Raw genomic sequence first — 19,359 nt, forward strand, 5'->3', positions numbered from 1 at the left:
TTGCTCGAGCAAAGCTTACGACCAGCACCAATTCTACATGAACCGGCGGCAACAACATTTCTGAACATTGCTGAAACAAGGAGTTTTCGGGAAATTTATTGTCCCGACATTGCCCTTCTGCGGGCCTTTATTTAATAAGCCAAACGAAGTTATTCGTCGGTCGCAATCAGCCAGTTTTTCATAGGTCTGGCAAGCATATTATTTGTCGCACCGCTAAATTATGGTCGAGATTCCGCCATAGCGGCAGCTCCTGCGCCCTCGCCGACCGTGGCGTGTTGGAATTCCAGCAACCACTAACCCGTCAGGATACAAGCCTGCCGCTGGTGGTCTGGTTGGGAGTCTTGAAAGTAATCAACTGCTCCAGACCCCGAGGATGCCGATTGCGCACGACGATATCGCCTTCGAACCTGGAGATGATCTCCTTGGCGATGGCCATTCCGAGACCCGCCCCCGGAAAGGATCTTTGCCGCGCAATATCGATGCGGAAGAAAGGTTCGAACACCTGGTTCAAGCGCTCTTCGGGAATGCCGGGGCCGGTATCGAGGATTCTGACGATAGCCCTGTCACCAAAATGAGCGACCGTGACGACTGCCGATTCGCCATGCGTGGCAGCGTTGATGAGGAGATTGCGCAAAGCCCTGGTGAGTGCCAGGACGCCTGCGGAGATCGACGCTGGCTGCAGTTCTCCGCTCTCGATATTCATGCCGATCGCGGCAAGTTCCTCGACAATATCCCCGACGATCGTATCGAGTCTCACGCATTGCAGGCCGTCGCTGGAGATTTCCTCGCGAACCAGTCCAATGGCGCTGTCAGCGATCGTATCGAGTTCTTCCAGATCAGAGAGCCATTTGCGCCGGTCTTCATCATCCTTGATGAATTCAGCGCGCAACCGCATCCTTGTCATAGGGGTTCTAAGATCATGTCCGGCGGCCGCAACCAGCCGCATCCGGCTTTCCGTCGCTGCCTTCACGCGTGCCGATAGTCCGTTCAGAGCCTGTGCGGTAACCCGGATTTCTCCTGGGCCGGTTTCCGGCACGTGCGGCAACGTTCCATCCGGACCCATCTCAGCCACGGCTCGCTCCAGCAGGCGCAGCGGCTTCATGATCTTCGAGGCGGCGAAAATGGATACCAGCACGCTTCCTGTGATGATCAGGCCGAGCCATCCCACCAGTATCGTCCAACCGTCGGGCGGTGGCCCGAATTCCGGCATCGGCATCATCATCCAATTACCATCGGAAAGCTTGATCGATGCAGTCGTCTCCCCACGCATCTGACGTGTTATGGTTGCGTATCGCGCTGTCGCTATGCGACTTAGCGCCTCCATAAGGACTCTGGAAAGGTGCTCATCGCGAGGCCCGTCCGCCGGAAGGGCGGCAATCACCAGACCGGAAGAGACCGCAGCGCTCCGATCGTTCTCCGCAAATGTCGCAAGGATCGACAGCTGGTGTGCTACCGGTTCCATCGTCATGTCCGGACGCGGCCCCCGCATCACCAAGCTTGCGACAAAGGAGGAGGTAATGACAACCAATACAATGGCCGTCAGCAGAAGAAGCGCCAGACGAGCACCAAGGGATTTCATGGATCGCCCTTGACGGCGGTTACCGGAACGACGAGCTGGTATCCGCTATTCCGGATCGTTCTGAAGACCGGATCTTCTGCCGTCTCGCCCAGCTTGCGGCGCAACCGGCTCATCAGGACGTCGATCGAGCGATCCGCTGGATCGCGATCGCGTCCCTGCGTCAGGTCCAGCAACTGGTCACGCGACAACAGCCGGCCGGATCGTTCGAGAAAGGCCTTGAGCAGATCGAATTCGGCGCCCGTCAGTCCAATGACCTCGCCGTTGTCCCTGGTGACACGACGAAGCTGCGGGTCCAGGGTCATATCGGCGAACTGATAACGCCGCTGCTCCGGCTCCGGGGTCAAGTCCTCGTTCACCCGGCGAAGAACGGCCCGAATGCGCGCTGCCAGCTCTCGTGGATTGAATGGCTTGCCGAGATAGTCGTCGGCACCGATCTCAAGCCCAAGGATGCGATCGATATCCTCTTTCAAGGCAGTCAGGAGAATGACGGGCACGCGGGGGCGGCGGTTTCTGAGGTCGCGGCAAAGATCGAGGCCTGATCCATCGGGCAGCATGACATCAAGCACCAGCAGATCCGGGGCACGCCGGTTGAGAGCGTCGTTGCAGCCGCGCAAATCGCTTGCCGTCGAGACGCGGAAACCCTGCTCCTCGAGATAGCGGCTGAGGAGCGCGCGAATCTCGTGGTCGTCGTCGACGATAAGGACATCAGGCGCGGTAGTCAGTGTCATGGGCACAGTTCCATTTTTTGCTAAGTTTTATACCAACTCCCATTCAAAAGAAGACTTTTCACAGGCAAGACGCGCAAAAAATCCTGCAGGAAACATTGGTTTACAAAAATATCGTTGAGGGAAATGTTGGGCAATGGAACGGGGTGGCGCCGGGTGCAAATAAGCTATGCTGCGCGCTGCCATTCAACGGTCCAGCCGGAAAGGCGACCCTCGATGGCGCCGCTGTCCATCATGAACCGGATTTCAATGGGGATTTGCGGCTCGACGATGTCGACGTGCATGGTCGTCTCAAATGACCCTGTCCCTTCCGGACAAACCCGAAGCTTGCCGAGCGTTTCCCCGGAATGGACCTCTATGGTGAAGATCTGACCATAGCAGTCCTCATCGATATTGAAGGCCAGCTTGGCGTCCCAGCGGCCGGGAGGCAGATGAAAGTAAGGGCCGTAGATGATGCAGCGTGCACCGCCGGTGAGATCGATCGAATCCTCGATGCTCTCGTTAGGTCTGTCGCCGGAAAAGAACGTCTCTCGCGGCCAGGAAATAGGCTGCCCGGAAATATCGCCATGCCCGATCTCCAGCGGAAGGAGAACCTTCTCGATCGCCTGTTGCAGAGGTTCGCTGAGTTCGGATCCGTCTTTCTGCGGTGGTGCATAGCCGGCAATAACCGTCGCCGCTGCTTCCTCCAACTTCGGTGGTGTTACCAGCAATTTTTTACCAGGCGCCGTCATGCCAAGGTGCAGCAAGGCATTGGCAATCTGATTGGCGGTGAGATCGATGCTGAAATGTTCGTCTATTCTTTTCAGCAGCATGTCGATACCGCTTCGCCCGACAACATCGTTCCGGCGCATGATAAGCGCCGTGGGAGCGTGCGCGATAGGTTCGAGGCAGGCAAGGCTTGCCGAGACGGCCCTGACCAGCCCGAGATCCCGTTGTTCGGTGGAGCGCGCGAGATAGGAAACGGCGTCAACCGGATTTTCGAGGAACAGTATATAGGGCAGATTTACGCGCAGGATCAGTTCCGACAGCTTCGCCTCGGGAAACTGAGACACAAGGACGGCATGTGCCTTCGTCCGATTCTGCACATGCTGCCTGAGATCCTCGACCTTATCGGTCGAAATGACCGCATAGTCGCCATATGCCTCGCGCGCCATCGCATGAAGCGCTGCAGCGCCCCAGGATGACATCACACCTGGCATGCCAAAAGCAAAGAGGATCGTCATGTAAGCATCCTCCCCGATCTATCCATGGAAGAGAGTGTCATAGAGTTCGCCCACCCGCTGATTGTATCGGTCCGCGGAAAAACGAGCAGCCTGCTTCGGACCAACCTCGGCGAAATGCGAGCAAAGTCCGTCGTCCTGTGCGAGGCTGGATATGGCCTTGCGCATGTCATCTGTATTGTACGGGTCGACGAGCAAAGCGGCCTTGCCGGCAATCTCGGGAATGGATCCTTCCGTCGAACTGAGCACCGGGGTTCCCAACTGCATGGATTCAAGCACCGGCAATCCGAAGCCCTCGTAAAGCGAGGGGAAAAGCACCGCTCGCGCCCCCCTGATCAGGCTGATGAGCAAAGGATAGGAGACGAAATCGAAGCGCTGGATCTGGCGCTGCGGTATGATCCGATCATCGGCGCGCCGAAAGAAACGAAAACGCTCGTCGTCGATCAGCTCTTGCGTTGCATCACCTTTCCAGCCAGGGGCGCCGACGATGATCAGCGGCAGATCCGTCTTGCTGGCGAGGTAAGCTTCAATCAGGCGCGCAATATTCTTCTTCGGTTCGAACGCGCCGAAAAACAGGAAGTATCCCTTCCAGTCCAGATGGAAGATGCCGGCGATCTCGTCGGCCACCACGTCGTCAGGCTTCGCGCGAAGCGCATCCGGCACTTGGACGGCCTGGTAGGTATTGCTGACGCGCTTTTCGTCTACACCCAGCACTTTGATGATGTCGTCTCGGGATGTCTCGGAAACCGTGATGATATGATCGGCCCGCTTCACCAGTGACCGCAGCATCCTGTAGTGATAGCGTTTGTCGTCCTCGGTCAGATAAGGCAGCCGCAACGGCACGAGATCGTGGATCGTATAGACATTCAACGCTTTCTTCGCGGCAATCGGCATTGGATAGGTACAATGCAGCAGATCCGGCTGCTGCTCGAAGCTCAAGGCGAGATTGTTGCCATAGCGCTTGAAATGATGACGTGCGAGATTGAACAGGTCGTTCGAGGCGTAGAGCAATCCGGAATCGCCAAGTTGTGCCTGAAGCGACTTCAGGATGACCGTGCCGTTCAGAGGAATGGGTACGGGCTTCACGCCGAACGGAGCGGCAATGCGCCGTCGCAGCCAGCGTCGGGCAGTGAAAAGTGGCCCTGTCGGGCGCTCGCTGCTGTCATCGAACAGGATGACTTCGCGCAACATTGGATCGCGCGGAATATTTCCCTGAATGCCATGGACGACGCCGGTCTTGTAGCCGAGGGCCTGCGCCGTGGACATCAGGCTTCGGGTATAGGTGGCGACACCTGTGCCTTTCTTGAGTGAAAGGTTGAGACCGTCGTAAAGAATCGTCTGACCCACTCTTACCTCTCCCACCATCATTGCCTATTTGGACAGCGGCCTCAGGTCGGCTTGTCGCGGGAAAGGACGAGAAGCGAATCGTCGCCCCCATACTCGGTCAAAAGCTGCTCACGCGTGACCAACACGGCTTCGCCGCTGAAATCGAGACGTCGGAGCGATCCGTAGACCGCGGTCAATTGGTCAAGAAAGCCGCCCGCGTCGACATAGCGCCCGGCGTTGAATTCGACGACGATGATCGGCTTGTGGCGAGCGATCGTCTCGCTCATTCCCTCGAATATGGCCTCCTCCGCTCCCTCGGCATCGATCTTGATGAAATCGATCCGGGCGGAAGCGGCACAAAGCCGATCCAGCGTCGTGACTGGAACCTGGACCACTGCGCCGCTTTCAGCGTTCGGAACAAAGCGATCGGAAACGATCAATGCATTCTTCGGCTCGCTTCGGGGAATATAAAGCGGCGCCCATTCGTCGTTGACATTGCCGAGAGCGGCAGTCTCGATCTTCGTTCGCCTGGACAGGCCATTGAGGTCGACGCTACGGTTCAGGAAATCCGCCGCATGGGGATTGGGCTCGACAGCTATAAGCTGGCCCTCCTCGCCGACAAGTTCGGCCAGAAGCACGGAATAATATCCAAAATTCGCACCGACATCGACGACGGTCATGCCGGGTTTGACGTTGCGGGCACAGAAGAGCGTAAGCCAGATTTCCCAAAAACCATCGAGCAGAATGTGGGAGCCGAAGCCTCTGTCGCGCGTGTCCACATAAAGCTTGTAGCGCCCGAGAACGCGCACCAGAGCCGTGTGGTCACCGAGATAGGTGCTGGTCACACGCTGCAGGATGGCTGTCTCGGCCTGGCGCCGATCAAACGCCATGAGTTCGTGAAGGTGAAGCAGCGGTGACGTACTCATGTCAACTCTCCGTGACCAGCCGGTACGCAGAGCAGTCCGTAAGCCTGACATCATGGTGATGGCCCCATTCTGCTCGTACACGCATCTCGATACCCTTCAAACGCAAACTAGAATTACGAGATATTCATCAATTCGCCGCTGCCGCGGATATGCCGACGGATGTGGCGGATAGTGCCTGTGAAGTAAGGCCCTGGAACAAGCCCATGAACTTCTGCACATCGACCGAGCTCGCGTTGGACACGTAAACGATGTCACGCGGCTGGATTTCGAAACTCTGCATTGCCAGCAACGTCGCCGCGTTCTTCAGATTGAACCTGTAGACGATCGGAACTGCGGTCCCTCTGCGCAGAAGCGGATTATTCGGCGGAACGACCCTGCGCGCGACATCAAGTGGTTCGTAGCGGAGCAGGAATACGCCCGTCACGTCAGCTCGATTGTCCTGCAGCCCGCCTGCGCGCGCCACGGCATTTGCCATGGTGACGCGCTGCGAACTGAAAGGCACTTCCCCATTTTGTCCGGTCGCGCCAAGAATCGTAAAGGTCCTCGGTTCACGCACCACCGTCACCACGTCCTCCGGGCGCAGCCGTATGTTCTCTCGCGGCGACTGGACGATCGTCTCGAAGGGGAGAGCCATGGTTGCTCCCCTTCTCGTCAAATAGACCACGCTCTCGCTGACCCCAGCGCGCAATCCGCCCGCAGCGGCAATCACATCCAGTATGCGGTCTCCCGCCGGCGATAGTGTTACGCGCGCACCGCCGGCAACTTCACCGGTAACGGTCACGGTATTGGCCGTGCTTTGCTGCACTGTCACCAGCGCCTGTGGTTGCACCGCCTTACCGGCGAGCGCCGCTACCACCATGCTCTCGACTTGCGCCGGCGTGCGTCCGGCAGCATTGATGCGGCCCACATAGGGAATACCGATAGTCCGGTCGCTGCTTACCACCTGGGGCGGAATGGTCACCGAGCTGCCGGAAGCCTGTTGCTGGCCAGTGCTGCTGGCAGCCGTGCCGAACAGGCTGCCGGGCGGCGCCTCCCAGAGATTGACCGAAATCACGTCTCCCACAGCGATGCGCAAGCCGGGATCGCGCGGTCCCTCGCCAAATCTGGCAGCAAGGCTCAGGCGCGGGCGTTCCACATTTCTTATCAGTGACTGCGAATTGACATCGACCAAGGCAAACGGTGGCGAGGCTCGCCCGGCCGCTTCTTCCAATATCCGTGAGGTCTTCGGACCAGAATCAGGTAACGCACAACCCGTCAAAAGGCAGGCAAGAACACAGAAAATCCCAATTTTTAGTTGCATTACCAATCCCGAGCGGCAGAGAGACAGTTGTGACTTATCCTAACCTGCACGCGCATCATGCCATCCCGGCCTCGTCACTCCGTTCCCGGGTAAAACGGAGGATCGACGAAGGGCTGAAACCATACGCATGCTTGTATAGGACAGAAAAGCGGCCCGGATTCGAGAACTGAAGACTCATTGCAAGATCAGTTATACTCTCGGCATGACCACCTTTAATAGCGCCATGGGCGGCGGCAAGCCGGTAATTGCACAATATCCCCATCGGAGTGTCGCCCCGGTAGGTTCGGAACATTCGCTGGAGCGCGCGTGGGCTGCAGCTGGCGGCATTGGCGAGGTCCTCCAGCATGATCGAATTGTGCAAATTGTCACGCATGAACGCTTCCGCCCTCAGAAGCTGACGGGGCGCCGTTTCCAAAGCCCCGCGGGTGAATGCATCGGACAGGTTGTGCGGCAGCTTTGCGAAAAGCTTGACCAGCACCAGTTCGTTATAAGCTTTGGCGAGCATGACCCTTTCCGCCGGACGGGCTGACATGAGATCCTTCTCAGCCTGCCTCAGGGTCTGATACAATCCCTGTGCCCCTCCCTGACGAAAACTGACCGAAGACAGAACAAATTCCTGCACATAGGGCCTGCCGGTGAGTTCCTCGAAATGCTGACGCAGCACGGCTTCCGGAACCTGGAACATCAGCCAGGAGCTCCTCGGCTTGATCTCCAGGCGCTTGCCCATCCGGTCGCTGATACTTGCGACATTATTAGCGGAAATACGCACGGACCTGCGTGTTCGCCTGTCATGCGCCTCTACCTCCCCCGCGAGGACGAAGACAATGCTGACGCGAGGCATGTCATGCTTGGCAACCCCCTCTAGGCTGCCCGAATGCTCAGCGCTGATGATAGACGCTGATTGGAGGGGCTGCTTGCTGAACTTGAAGGAATAATCTCCGCCGGGATCCGACGGCACAGTCCATTTCCAGTTCGGCTCTAAAACATCGAGATTGCGAACAATCGCATCACGAGAATACACCTCAAAGGTGCCCACGCATTGCTCGACAACTCTTCCCAACATAGTCATCTGCCACCCTACTCAAAATCTAAAGTTGCATCCCAACAATTGCAAGCACTCGATTTTCACTTAGGCCAGATTTCGCGGATTCCATTTAAGGGTGAGACCATAGGCGCACTCCTTCAATCGTCCTAACACGGCATAATCATTCAGCTTAAATTACATTAAGCGCTGTTAAATTAGCATAGTAGATTTCTTCCGAACAGTACAGATAATGACAATGTTATACACATTCGCGCCGTTGGGCTTCTCCCGCAGGACGTGAACTTTTCGTTAAGACGACATCGGACAAAAAACGACCACTGAAGTATTTGCTCATATTGCGAATAACCGTCACAGGTTGCAGAATGAATCGCTAAAATGCAAGGTCAAATCCGGGCGAGAACAGTTGCCCGCCGAAAGGGGTAAAAGCATCGATAGATTCGCTCCTTGCAAGAGCGGTCATCATGAGCAACCACTTATAAAATGAATTAATTTCAATTTTGCTAATTTAGTATAATTTACTTGACTAAATTCGTGACAGACCATGCACCATCTCAAATGCACCTGTATGGCAAGCTTCAATCGGAGACGGCTAAACGGCCATCGCCTAAGAATACTGTGTCATTTTGAAACGATTTGCGCGCAGAATTCGGAAGTTCGAGACCGGTGATCCCTGATCGTGATTCGATCAGAGTGTCGAATAGATACGGAAAGCATACTCGACATCGTCGAAAACGCGGCCGCGACCATTCTTCAGGACCAGTGCAGAGGTGCAGATATCGGCGATCACATTTAAGTTATGGCCGACGACGATCATCGAGCGGTCCTTCCGCTTGACGAAAAGTTCCTCGAAAGAACGGGTCTGAAACCGTTTGTCGCCGACCGCCATCACCTCGTCGATGAGATAGCAGTCAAAGTCGATGGCAAGCGACATGCCGAAGGCCAGTCGCGCGCGCATGCCGGACGAATAGGTCTTGAGCGGCATGCGCAGATATTTGCCGAGGTCGCTGAAATCCTCCACCATGTCGCGGATTTCATCGAAAGGCTTGTCATAGACGCGCGACAGAAACCGCATGCAGTCGTAGCCCGTCATCGATCCGCCGAAGCCGCCGCTGAGCGCGATGGGCCAGGACATGGACATGCTGCGCACGATCTTGCCCGAGGTAGGTTCCTCTATCCCGGCGATCAGACGCACAAGGGTGGATTTACCGGCGCCGTTGTGGCCGAGGACAGCGATCTTCTCCCCGCGCGAGATCTTGAAATTGATACCATCAAGCACGCGCCGCATGCGACCATGAACCTCGTATTCCTTGACGATGTCGAACACGCCGACGATCCCTTCCGGCAGCGCCGAAGCATCGTTCTGCGGCGGCTCCTTCGGTGCGGTAAACTCTGCGAGGCTGGTGGGGATGTTGTTCATTCCGATGCCGCGTGTTCCAGAACTTGGGAGACAAAGAACTGCACGATCATGTAGAAGGCGCCGCATATCGCCAGGAACATCAGAAACGACTTGATGCGCTTAGGATAGAGGGGATGATCAGGCAGGTTCGGATTGGAAATGCGCTCAAGATAAAGCTGCTGACGTTGCGCATCGATCTTGGCATTTTCCAGCGAGGTGGTCGCTGAAGCCAACATCTTGGCCGCCATTTCCCTTTCCAGAAGAAGTTGCTCGTACTGCGCGATGCGCGGCGCCATCGAACTGTCGCTACCCACGACCCGCGCCCGTTCGTCGCTGACCTGGCGCTCCATCGCGGTCACCCGCGCCCGCAATGCATCTCCTTGCGGGCTCTGGGGCGCCTGATCGTCAAGAGCCGCCAGTCGAGCCTTGCTATCGGCAACATCGTCCGAAAGCCGCGCAATCAAGTCGAGCGCGGCCGCCGACTGCTTGGTCGGATCGATGAGCGTTTCGCGGTTACGGAAATCCGTCAGGTTCTTTTGCGTGGATTGTAGCCTGCCCTCGCTGTCGGTCAGCTCGACCTGCGCGTAGCGGATGGCATCCCCTCGCGCGCGGTCGTTAAGTTGGTTGATGAGCTCTTCGGCATGCTGAAGCAGGGCATTGGCGAGACTAAAGGAGTCTTCTGCCCGGAAGGCATATACCTCCAGTGTTGTCACGCCGCTGCTGCTGTTGGTATCGACCTTGACGAAATTCTTGTAGTGCTGAAACAGCTCCTCATTATTCGCCACGGTCCATGGCAACGGATACCGGTTGAGGAAGTCCGCCTCGGGGCGGGACATGATATCCTTCAAACCGTTCTTTGTGGCGAGCTCGTCCACAGCCGCACGCGACATCATGAACTCGCTGACAATATAACTGTCGTCCTGCGCCCGCACGAAGCCCGTGCTTTGCAGGAAGCCGCTGAGCAGGCCCGCCGCGTTCCGGTTGGGACTGCGAACCACGAACTGCGTCTCGGAAACATACTGCTCCGCACTGATGAAGGCGTAGTAGATCGCGCCGAGCATTCCGGGGATCACCAGCATAAAAAGCAGCAGCAGATGCGATCGTAGCCAGCGTGCGCGTGCGCTCCACCAACTCACATTTCCGCCGGAAGCCGTGGCGGACGAGCGCACGGTTACCAGCGTTACGAAATCGGCGAACTCCCTGTTGTTCTCAATGCGCGTCATATGAGGGCCGTCAAATCTCTCTCACGGAGAATAATGGGGGGATATCTGTAGTTTTCCGGGGTCATCTTCAAGACGTCAGAAAGCCTCCCATCTCGCTCATGCCAAATCATCATGTCTCTCGCCTGTACAATACGGAAAGAGACGCGAATTTTGGCGATAGGTTCCCATATATCCTTTTAAAGTCAAATATATTTCGCGATCAATAGAGATTTTCTCTTTATAATTTCAAATAGATGGCGTCCTGTCGCAATTAATACTTTGGCGGCGTGATCCGTATGGCGTGGGTAAAATGTCGCAGCAATAAATGTCAGCCACTTAGCCGCTGATCCTTCATTGCTGTTCAAGGAATTCGGAATGGGAAAGTTCGGAGGAGTCTCTGATCGCGGCAGCAATTTCGTAAACCTGCGCGATCACATGAACTTCAGAGCGATCAATCACTCCCGATCGCCCACGGGCAACACGTCCGCATCGAAGTCCATCGTTCTCCTCCTGCAGGGGCCGGTAGGCCCGTTCTTCAACACTTTGGCCAGGGCTCTCGCCGCCGGCGGCTACGATACGCTGAAGGTCAATTTCAACGGCGGCGACTGGCTGTTTTCCCACGGTAAAGGCGCCGTGAACTTCTGCGGCACGACCGATGCCTGGGCGAATTGGCTGACGGCCTTCATCAAAAGAGACGCGCCGCTGGTCATTGTGCTCTTCGGCGACTGCCGCCCGTACCACCGGACGGCCATTGATGTCGCGAAGCAGCTGGGCGTGCCTGTGCTTTGTTTCGAAGAGGGCTATGCCCGCCCCCATTTCATTTCCTGCGAGTGGGGCGGCAACAATGCCCGATCGCCACTACGCATCGACGCGCCCCCGGCAGGCGATGCGGAAACACCTTTGGAGCCGGCGGAAATGATGCGCGGCAACCTATTCCGGTCGATGGCGATGGAGGGGATCGCCTATTATGTGGTGAAGGCGCTGGGTGCTCCATTCTTTTTTGGCAATGAGCATCACCGCAACCGGGCGATATTGTCGGAAGTGATCCTTTGGACGCGCAATTTCTATCGCAAACTGCGCTACTACCCCAGGAACAACAATCTGACGGTCGATCTGATCGAGAACCAGGAAGGCCGTTACTTCGTCGTCGCACTGCAGGTCCATGACGATCAACAGCTTCTCAGCCATGGCCGTGGATGGACGATGGAACGGCTGATCACCGAGACGATCAGATCCTTCGCCCGCCGCGCGGACCCGGCGCATCAACTGGTCTTCAAGATTCATCCCATGGACCGCGGACACAAGAGCTATCGGCCCTTCGTGAAGCAACTGGCCATGCTCTGCAAATGCGAGGACCGCGTGCAGGTGCTCGACGACGGATCGATCGGCCTACTCATCCGCCATTCTCTCGGCCTCATCACCGTCAACAGCACGTCCGGTCTTCTCGCGCTCAACCACGGAAAGCCGCTTCTCGCCCTCGGCGATACCTTCTATGGCGCCGAAGGGCTTGCGAGCCTGCCCAGGAATGATGCGCTATCTGCTGCGGCCATAGACGACTTCTGGCAAAACCCGATCGCTCCACAAAAGGAGCGTGTGCAGCAATTCGTACGCCACATGTATCGTCAAAGCCTCATCAACGGCAGCTTCTATCTCCGCACCTATATCGAAGATACCGCCGAACGCGTCGTACAGCGCATTCGCGCGCAGCTTCCGTCCGCTGCCGGCGCGAAGACGGTCGCTTTCCTGCACCCGGACAACATAACTCTGCTGGAACAGCCGGATTTCGGCGGTCGCAGCGGAACGTGATGTGGGATCGGGAGATTGCGGATGTTTTCAGATTACACACTTTTTCCCAATGAGGAGCGGCCGGCGCGGGCGGAACAGAACGAGCGTGCGTTCTGGCTGCCGCCGACGGATGCGCGACTTCTCGCCTTCCTTCCAACGCGCTGGCGTTTCCCGTTGATCGGCTCCACGCTCGGCGCATCGCTTCAGCCGATCGAACTTGCGAGAGGAACAGCCGACGGCGTGGTTGGCTGGGGCGACAAGCCGCTTGCACGCATCGCCCGCCGCTACGCGCACATGCGCAAGCTTCCCTACTGGACCTTGGAAGACGGCTTCCTGCGCTCCGTGGGTCTCGGCAAGGCTGGAGCCCCCTCGGTCTCCCTGATCGCGGATGATCTTGGCATTCATTTCTCGGCTCACACGGCGTCCCGGCTGGAGACATTGCTGCAGAACGGGACGCCCGGCACCGATCTGGCACGGGCAAAAAAACTGCGTGAATGGATCGTCCATGAGCGGCTTTCCAAATACAACCATCTGCCCGAAGGGAACATCTCGCTGCGGCCCACGCGCCGCAAGCGCATCCTGCTGGTGGACCAGGTCGTCGGTGACCGTTCCATCGCCGGCTCAGGTGCCGATGCCAAAACATTCCTGAGGATGTGGAATGCCGCGCGCGCCGAGAGCAACGCGGACATCATCGTCAAGAGCCACCCCGATGTCGTGGCCGGCCGTGCGCGCGGCTATCTGGCGTCGCATACGCGAGATAGCCGTATCCAGCTCATCGACAGCGCCATTTCTCCCCATTCGATCCTTGATATCGTCGATGAAGTCTGGACGGTCTCCAGCCAGCTCGGTCTGGATGCGCTGCTGCGCGGCATGACCGTCGTAACATTCGGCATGCCGGCCTATGCCGGATGGGGCCTGACACAGGACCGTGCCGACAGCATTGTCGCGACCGCTGCGCGTGCCCGCCGGACCCGCCGCGTCGGTATCGACGAGCTCGCCCATGCGATGCTTCTTCAATATAGTCTGTATGTCGACCCGGTAACGCGCCAGCCAGTCCAAGCAGAACACGCTGTCGAGCGGCTGCTGGAATGGCGCCGGCGCGCGTCTTCGCTGTCCGGTCGCTATCTCTGCCTCAATTTCGCGCTGCATAAGCGCTCGGTCCTGCGCCGTTACCTGACGAGCCCATCGTCGCAGGTGCAGTTCACGAACCGGCCTACGGTTGCCCAGATCCAGGCGGCGGACAAGATCGTATTGTGGGGCAACAGCGCTCCGCCTGAGGAAAGCACCTTATGGACGCAGGGAAGACGGCGGCCGATTATTCGGGTGGAAGACGGCTTTATCCGCTCCGCCGGGCTCGGAACATCGCTCGTCCCGCCCTCCTCGCTCTGCTTCGATGCCGAGGGCATTTATTTCGATGCGTCCAAGCCGAGCAGGCTCGAAACCATTCTGAGCACCGCGGACTTCGACAACGCTCTCCTCGAGCGCGCGAGAAGGCTTCGTTGCGCCATCGTTTCGACAGGGATCACCAAGTATAACTTACCGGCGCAGCCCTCCCCCGACTACCGGGAGCAAGCCAAGGGACGATCTATCGTTCTCGTGGCCGGACAGGTACCGAACGACGCCTCGCTGCAGCTCGGCATGGCAAGCCATGATTCCGATACCGAGCTTCTGAGAGCCGTCCGGCGCGCACGCCCCGATGCATTCATCGTTTACAAACAGCATCCGGATCTCCTCGCTGAACCGTTCATGCATCCGGGCCGAAGCCGGCCGCCGCACGACATCGCCGACCTGGTCGTCGGCAATGTCGATCTGAACGGCCTGCTGCACGCGGCCGCTGAAGTCCATGCCGCGACTTCGCAGATCGGCTTCGAAGCGCTTCTGCGGGAACGGTCGGTATGGTGCTACGGCCTGCCTTTCTACGCCGGCTGGGGTCTGACCAACGATGCCGTCGTCTCGCTTCGACGCAAGCGGACCTTGAGCCTCGATGCGCTCGTGGCCGGTACGCTTATCCTCTACCCGCACTATTGGTCGAATATCGCCGACCTGCCTTGCGAGGTGGAAGATGTCATTGCCGAATTGTACCGCGCCCGCCAGGGCACCGCGCCTGACCCCTCAAGGCGCCGATGGCTGGCCCATATGATCCACATATCCGGAGTAAGAAGGCTGCGATGAAATCTGTCGTCATGGATATTTCCCGGCTCATTGAGCGGGCGCATTGCCCGACGCCGACCGGTATTGATCGTTACGAACTCCACTATGCGCTCTGGCTTAACGAGCGCCGCAAACAAGCTGCGCCATCGAATGACATCCAGCTTTCGCAGGCACCATCATTCATCGAAACCGGTTATCATGGGGCAATATCCGTTGGAGCCGGGCGGGCGGATAGCCTGATCTCCACCCTCAACGACCGCTGGGCCACCACCGAGCTCTCATCCTCCCAGACTGCTCTTTTGGAGAAAATCTTCGCCGCGATCGACGGCAAGATTTCCTGGCAACCGGCGACTGCGCCGAAGGGGATCGACGCCCCTTCCCGCAAATTGCGCAAGCTTGCGCGCATGGTCACCACCCATTTCTCCCATGGCCTGCCGGTGCCCCGCGACGCCTCATTCATGCATGTCTCCCACAGTCGCCTCGAGCGAACCTCCGCTTTTTCCTGGCTCAGGGAAACGGGCCGCAATGGCATATTCTATGTGCATGACCTCATTCCCTTGTCCCATCCTGAGTTTGTCCGGCCAGAAGAACCGGAACGGCATCGCCGCAGGATGGACACGGTATTGCAGCATGCCGCGCTCGTCCTCTGCAACTCACAGGTCACTGCCCGCGCGCTACGCACCTATGCTCAGGAAAGCAATCGGAAATTGCCCTCGATCGCCGTTCTGCCGCCGGGCGTCGAACAGTGCTTCCTGAAGCCGCCGCAAGATATCGAGCGCCCTCAAAATCCCTATTTCGTCACGCTTGGAACAATCGAACCGCGCAAGAACCATATGTTGTTGCTCAGCCTCTGGCAGTACCTTGCCGAGCGCGACGGTCCCAAAGCGCCGCGCCTGGTGATCGTTGGGAAAAGAGGGTGGGAGAACAGCCACATCCTCGCAATGCTCGAACGTTGCCCTGCCTTGCCAGGCCTCGTGATCGAGGTGCCGGGACTGGAAGACGCCGCATTGGCACGGCTCGTTTCCGGCGCCGCCGCGCTACTCGCGCCATCCTTCGCGGAAGGATACGGCATGCCGATCACCGAAGCGCTGGCACTGCGCACACCGGTCATCGCTTCCAATATTGCATCGCATCGCGAGGCCGCCGGCATCGACGAGGCGATCTTCCTGAACCCGCTCGACGGTCTCAATTGGCGCGCGGCGGTGGATGCGATCGCAGCCTCGCCGCTGCGCCGGACGAGAGCAAGCGCCGCGAATCGATGGGATATGCATTTCGCCGACCTAGAAACCCTCATCGAAAGTGACGTCGCGGCGCGCCGCTATTCCGCACAGCGCGCGCCGCAGCGTTCGCCCGCGATGTCATTTGGAGCGTTGTCATGAACATCAAGATGAATTCAGCAAGGGGCGATAGCCGCATCAAAAAGGAACGGGACATTTTCACGTCGCCAGCAGGAGGAAGGGCCAGCACTGTGACCAGCTACTACGATATTGAAAACTGCTACAAATTCATCCTCGGTCGTCCGCTCAACGAAGACGAAAGGGATGCCATAGCCAAAAATCTCCTACAGCTCACCGATATTCCGCTGGAGGAGCATCGCAAACGCTTTTTGTCCTCGGGCGAGTTTCACCATCGGCATGGCGAGTTGCTTTTCAACAATTTCATTCCGAAATCGATCTTCGTGCTCTTCGAGACGAAGTACAATTTCAAATTGTATCTCGACCTCCGGCAGTACCATATTTCCTTCGGGATCATGAGCGGCGAGTATGAGAAATTCGACGTCGACCTGATCAAGGCGATCGTGCCAGATGATGGACACTTCGTCGATGTCGGCGGCAATGTCGGTTATTATTCGCTCTCCGTGGCCGCACGCCCGGGGTTCAGAGGCAAAATACTTGCCTTCGAGCCGCTGCCGAAGCTGTGGGAGCTCTTCAATCGCTCTATCCGGGAGAATGGATTCGCCGACCGAGTCAGCGTCCGTCAGCAGGCTCTTGCCGACGGGCCGGGAGAAATGCGGCTCAGCAATGCCGAGGATACAAGTAACGCCGGTGCGACGAGGTTGGTTGCCGACAGCGACACCGCGAAAACCAACCGGTCGGTCGAAGTGGAGACGCTCGACCGGGTGATCGGCGGTATGCGACCAGACGCTATGAAAGTGGACATCGAGGGAGCCGAAGGCCTTTTCCTCGATGGCGCAAAACGCACGCTCACCGCGCATAAGCCGACGCTGTTGATGGAGATCAATCGCGACATGCTCGCAGTCTTGTCGAAAACAACGCCGGGCTCGATTCACCGGCGCCTGTCTGAACTGGGCTACAGCATCTGGAGCAGTGCCCGGGAGCAGGTGACGCAGGTAGAGACAGCCACTGAACTCGACCTGGAGTTCTCGATCGGCAAGGTGGGGAATATTCTGGCCATTCACGAGGATCGTATGGACCAGGTGCGTGAACGCCTTCTGCCTTTCGGCGTGGACCTGGCTGTGAAACCAGGAGTGCCGACAGAGCCTAGGACGGCTGACAATTCAGTGAAGGCGATGAAGCCGAAGGCCAAGCGAAGCCGCGTAAAGGAGGCTGCGCTCTAACCAGCTGCCGCGTCCGGGTTCGTCGGGGATGCCGGATCGTCGGTGCTTGATATGGGGGAAATACAATGAACGGGTCAATCGCATGAGCGTCATCGCCTATTATGGCTCATGTCCCAGCGAGGAATTTGTAAAATATGCCTTTCCGGAAAGCAGGCTTGGTTTCTTCTGCTACGGAATAAACGTTGCCAGCTTCATGGATGACAGGAAAGCCAGCATCAAGGGCATTGAGGAATGGCCTGAGCAAATCAAGAAGAAGCTGCTGTACGAGGCAAAGAAGGGCTTTCGCGACAGGCTGAAGGAGGCCGCTCCGCAAACGCTTATCGTGGATTTTTCCCGCGCATCGCGGGCCTCGATCATGCGTTACAAAAATAGCGTTCTGACAGTTCCCTACGAACTGCTCGAAGCCGGCCCTCATCAACAACTCGAAGCGTTCAGCCTTTTCAAGATCATGCCTTTTGGCAGTCGTGAATTCTGGACGCTCGTGACCGGCGCAATGCAGAAATTCTGCGACTTCCTGACCGCCGAACTGCCGGAGACGGAGGTCATCTTTCTCGACGTCCCGCCCACGGCCGACTACCGCGGGACACTGACCGACAGCAACACCTACATGACGGATTTCTGCCGGTGGCAGATGCGTTATCCGATCTGCCGCATGCTGATCGACTTCTGCCTGGCGCGGATCAAGAACAGCCGCGTCCTGACGCCGCCGGTCCCGCTCTACTCCGACGACGCCGCGCTTTATGGACCAGCGCCGATGCATTACGCGGCGGAAGTCTGGATGGAGACAGCTGAAATCTATCACGCCAATGGTGGCTTTAGCGGGCTGGGGCGTTCGTGCGACCTGGTGTCGACGCTCACCAACTATTCCGGTTTGATGGACGCCTTCTCCAAAACCGCCTTATCGAAGCCGGACCTGCAAAGGTTCGGTCTCGATATCCTGCACGGCGCACTGCCCTACCTGTTTGCGAAAATCCAAAGCCCCGCTCCCAGCCATTTTGTCGAGCCTATCGAATCGCACGACGTCGTCGCAGCTTTTCGCTGGATCCTGGGGCGTGAGCCGGAATCGGCCCTGACCTTCCTCAATCACTACGCCCTCGCCAATCGCAAGGAGCTGCGAGACACGCTGCTACGTTCGTTCGAGTTCCAGAACCAGGTAAAATACTATGCCAAGCAGTGAAGCCATCGGGCATGTGACCAACGACGTTCTATTCGAACTTCACATGATGGCGCGCCCAGTTGACGAGAAAGAGGCCAACGGCGGTGGTGAACAGGCAGCATTTGAAAATGTAGCCGACATCATAAAAGGATTTCACGGTATCGCCGAACACGCCGGCGCGAAACATCTCGAAGCAATGGACGAGCGGAACATAGAGTGCAAGCTTCTGCACCCCACTCGGCAGCCAGGCGACCATGAAAAACATGCCGGAAATCGGCAGCGTAAGATATTGCATCGGCTGGACGAACTTTTCCACGAACTCGAATCTTTCCGATGCGGCAGCGAAAATCAACCCGACGGCAAATGCAAACCACGCCATGAACAGCCAACCCGCCAGGAGCAATCCGAGGTTCTCGTAGGGTGGCATGAACCCAGCCAGCCGAACCACGGTATAGACAACGACCAGCGCCGTCGTTGTGCCCGCGATTTCCAGAAGCCCCCTGGAAAGAAGGGCATCCGGCAGGCGGATCTGGCGGTGATACATCAATGGCAGGTTCTGGCGCAGACACGAGACGGCATGACCCGTCACATGACGCCAGAGGGTCAACGGCATGTAGCCGCTGAGAACGAAGGCGACGACCGCAAGTCCATGCGCCTCGTGCCTCAAGAGCGTCCACATGATCATCACACCACCCGTGAGGATCATCGGTTCCAGCATCAGCCAGAGAAAGCCGATGTTTTCGCGACCGTAGCGGGACACCACTTCACGCATGATCATGGCGCCGAGAACACGGGCCTGAATTTTCAATCCTCTGATGAACTGCCCGCGACTGTGAGCTTCACCATATGTCGGGTCCATGCGGGCGTCTCCTTTTCCTCGCCCATGCGTTGTCGATGGGTCGTCCCACGATACCGGCGAAGGCTCCCCGCTCAATGTTCTTTGCGTCAGCTTTGGACAATTACGGTACGT

At 57.7% G+C, this 19,359-nt stretch carries 15 protein-coding genes; 5 read left to right on the forward strand and 10 right to left on the reverse strand.

Annotated features, from left to right (window positions below):
* Window positions 1-301 precede the first annotated feature (301 nt).
* The 9 genes from RRH01S_RS13485 to RRH01S_RS13525 form a co-directional block, all read right to left on the reverse strand.
* Entirely contained in the window at window positions 302-1,579 is a 1,278-nt protein-coding gene (locus tag RRH01S_RS13485; RefSeq protein WP_012650435.1) for an ATP-binding protein, read from the reverse strand.
* Window positions 1,576-2,307, reverse strand: coding sequence for a response regulator (locus tag RRH01S_RS13490; protein WP_007697955.1), 732 nt, complete (start codon window positions 2,305-2,307; stop codon window positions 1,576-1,578). Before RRH01S_RS13490 ends, RRH01S_RS13485 begins: the two co-directional genes overlap by 4 nt.
* Window positions 2,308-2,471: 164 nt before the next feature.
* Window positions 2,472-3,527 (reverse strand): hypothetical protein, encoded by a 1,056-nt coding sequence (locus tag RRH01S_RS13495; protein WP_007697952.1) that lies wholly within the window; start codon window positions 3,525-3,527, stop codon window positions 2,472-2,474.
* Between the two features lie 18 nt (window positions 3,528-3,545).
* Window positions 3,546-4,871: a glycosyltransferase family 4 protein gene (locus RRH01S_RS13500; RefSeq protein WP_229202642.1), complete on the reverse strand. Its 1,326-nt coding sequence runs from the start codon at window positions 4,869-4,871 to the stop codon at window positions 3,546-3,548.
* 41 nt (window positions 4,872-4,912) lie between these two features.
* Window positions 4,913-5,776, reverse strand: coding sequence for an FkbM family methyltransferase (locus RRH01S_RS13505; protein ID WP_110924625.1), 864 nt, complete (start codon window positions 5,774-5,776; stop codon window positions 4,913-4,915).
* Between the two features lie 127 nt (window positions 5,777-5,903).
* Complete coding sequence (locus tag RRH01S_RS13510) at window positions 5,904-6,911, reverse strand: polysaccharide biosynthesis/export family protein (protein WP_229202641.1); 1,008 nt, start codon at window positions 6,909-6,911, stop codon at window positions 5,904-5,906.
* A gap of 220 nt (window positions 6,912-7,131) precedes the next feature.
* Window positions 7,132-8,145: a helix-turn-helix transcriptional regulator gene (locus tag RRH01S_RS13515; RefSeq protein ID WP_007697943.1), complete on the reverse strand. Its 1,014-nt coding sequence runs from the start codon at window positions 8,143-8,145 to the stop codon at window positions 7,132-7,134.
* A 661-nt stretch (window positions 8,146-8,806) separates the two neighbouring features.
* Window positions 8,807-9,538 carry an ABC transporter ATP-binding protein gene (locus RRH01S_RS13520; protein ID WP_007697941.1) on the reverse strand — a complete coding sequence of 244 codons (732 nt, stop codon included), beginning with the start codon at window positions 9,536-9,538 and terminating at the stop codon, window positions 8,807-8,809.
* The gene (locus tag RRH01S_RS13525) at window positions 9,535-10,740 is read right to left on the reverse strand and encodes a KpsE/RkpR family capsule polysaccharide export protein (RefSeq protein WP_012650439.1); all 1,206 of its coding nucleotides are present in this window, start codon (window positions 10,738-10,740) and stop codon (window positions 9,535-9,537) included. The genes RRH01S_RS13520 and RRH01S_RS13525 overlap by 4 nt, the downstream gene beginning before the upstream one ends.
* A 354-nt stretch (window positions 10,741-11,094) precedes the next feature.
* Here RRH01S_RS13525 and RRH01S_RS13530 point away from each other — a divergent pair, with 354 nt between their 5' ends.
* The 5 genes from RRH01S_RS13530 (at window position 11,095) to RRH01S_RS13550 (ending at window position 18,410) form a co-directional block, all read left to right on the forward strand.
* Window positions 11,095-12,525, forward strand: a complete 1,431-nt coding sequence (locus RRH01S_RS13530; RefSeq protein ID WP_041723622.1) for a capsular biosynthesis protein — start codon at window positions 11,095-11,097, stop codon at window positions 12,523-12,525.
* Between the two features lie 21 nt (window positions 12,526-12,546).
* A complete protein-coding gene (locus RRH01S_RS13535) occupies window positions 12,547-14,676 on the forward strand; it encodes a capsule polysaccharide biogenesis protein (RefSeq protein WP_042472063.1) in 2,130 nt (709 codons plus the stop codon).
* Window positions 14,673-16,034 (forward strand): glycosyltransferase family 4 protein, encoded by a 1,362-nt coding sequence (locus RRH01S_RS13540; RefSeq protein WP_012650442.1) that lies wholly within the window; start codon window positions 14,673-14,675, stop codon window positions 16,032-16,034. Before RRH01S_RS13535 ends, RRH01S_RS13540 begins: the two co-directional genes overlap by 4 nt.
* Window positions 16,031-17,233 (forward strand): FkbM family methyltransferase, encoded by a 1,203-nt coding sequence (locus RRH01S_RS13545; RefSeq protein ID WP_012650443.1) that lies wholly within the window; start codon window positions 16,031-16,033, stop codon window positions 17,231-17,233. Before RRH01S_RS13540 ends, RRH01S_RS13545 begins: the two co-directional genes overlap by 4 nt.
* Window positions 17,234-17,315: 82 nt before the next feature.
* The gene (locus tag RRH01S_RS13550; RefSeq protein ID WP_037220128.1) at window positions 17,316-18,410 is read left to right on the forward strand and encodes a DUF6270 domain-containing protein; all 1,095 of its coding nucleotides are present in this window, start codon (window positions 17,316-17,318) and stop codon (window positions 18,408-18,410) included.
* 28 nt (window positions 18,411-18,438) lie between these two features.
* Here the strand turns inward: RRH01S_RS13550 and RRH01S_RS13555 are convergent, their stop codons facing one another.
* Window positions 18,439-19,248: an ABC transporter permease gene (locus RRH01S_RS13555; RefSeq protein ID WP_012650445.1), complete on the reverse strand. Its 810-nt coding sequence runs from the start codon at window positions 19,246-19,248 to the stop codon at window positions 18,439-18,441.
* Between the last annotated feature and the right edge of the window lie 111 nt (window positions 19,249-19,359).

Source organism: Rhizobium rhizogenes NBRC 13257 (genome assembly GCF_000696095.1).
Taxonomy (GTDB): Bacteria; Pseudomonadota; Alphaproteobacteria; order Rhizobiales; family Rhizobiaceae; genus Rhizobium; species Rhizobium rhizogenes.

What these genes read in the sequence shown, in the direction of transcription:
- RRH01S_RS13545 (WP_012650443.1), top strand. Translation starts at nt 16,031, where the DNA reads ATGAACATCAAGATGAATTCAGCAAGGGGCGATAGCCGCATCAAAAAG.
- RRH01S_RS13520 (WP_007697941.1), bottom strand. Translation starts at nt 9,538, where the DNA reads ATGAACAACATCCCCACCAGCCTCGCAGAGTTTACCGCACCGAAGGAG.
- RRH01S_RS13505 (WP_110924625.1), bottom strand. Translation starts at nt 5,776, where the DNA reads ATGAGTACGTCACCGCTGCTTCACCTTCACGAACTCATGGCGTTTGAT.
- RRH01S_RS13515 (WP_007697943.1), bottom strand. Translation starts at nt 8,145, where the DNA reads ATGACTATGTTGGGAAGAGTTGTCGAGCAATGCGTGGGCACCTTTGAG.
- RRH01S_RS13535 (WP_042472063.1), top strand. Translation starts at nt 12,547, where the DNA reads ATGTTTTCAGATTACACACTTTTTCCCAATGAGGAGCGGCCGGCGCGG.
- RRH01S_RS13550 (WP_037220128.1), top strand. Translation starts at nt 17,316, where the DNA reads ATGAGCGTCATCGCCTATTATGGCTCATGTCCCAGCGAGGAATTTGTA.
- RRH01S_RS13555 (WP_012650445.1), bottom strand. Translation starts at nt 19,248, where the DNA reads ATGGACCCGACATATGGTGAAGCTCACAGTCGCGGGCAGTTCATCAGA.
- RRH01S_RS13485 (WP_012650435.1), bottom strand. Translation starts at nt 1,579, where the DNA reads ATGAAATCCCTTGGTGCTCGTCTGGCGCTTCTTCTGCTGACGGCCATT.
- RRH01S_RS13530 (WP_041723622.1), top strand. Translation starts at nt 11,095, where the DNA reads ATGGGAAAGTTCGGAGGAGTCTCTGATCGCGGCAGCAATTTCGTAAAC.
- RRH01S_RS13540 (WP_012650442.1), top strand. Translation starts at nt 14,673, where the DNA reads ATGAAATCTGTCGTCATGGATATTTCCCGGCTCATTGAGCGGGCGCAT.
- RRH01S_RS13495 (WP_007697952.1), bottom strand. Translation starts at nt 3,527, where the DNA reads ATGACGATCCTCTTTGCTTTTGGCATGCCAGGTGTGATGTCATCCTGG.
- RRH01S_RS13490 (WP_007697955.1), bottom strand. Translation starts at nt 2,307, where the DNA reads ATGACACTGACTACCGCGCCTGATGTCCTTATCGTCGACGACGACCAC.
- RRH01S_RS13525 (WP_012650439.1), bottom strand. Translation starts at nt 10,740, where the DNA reads ATGACGCGCATTGAGAACAACAGGGAGTTCGCCGATTTCGTAACGCTG.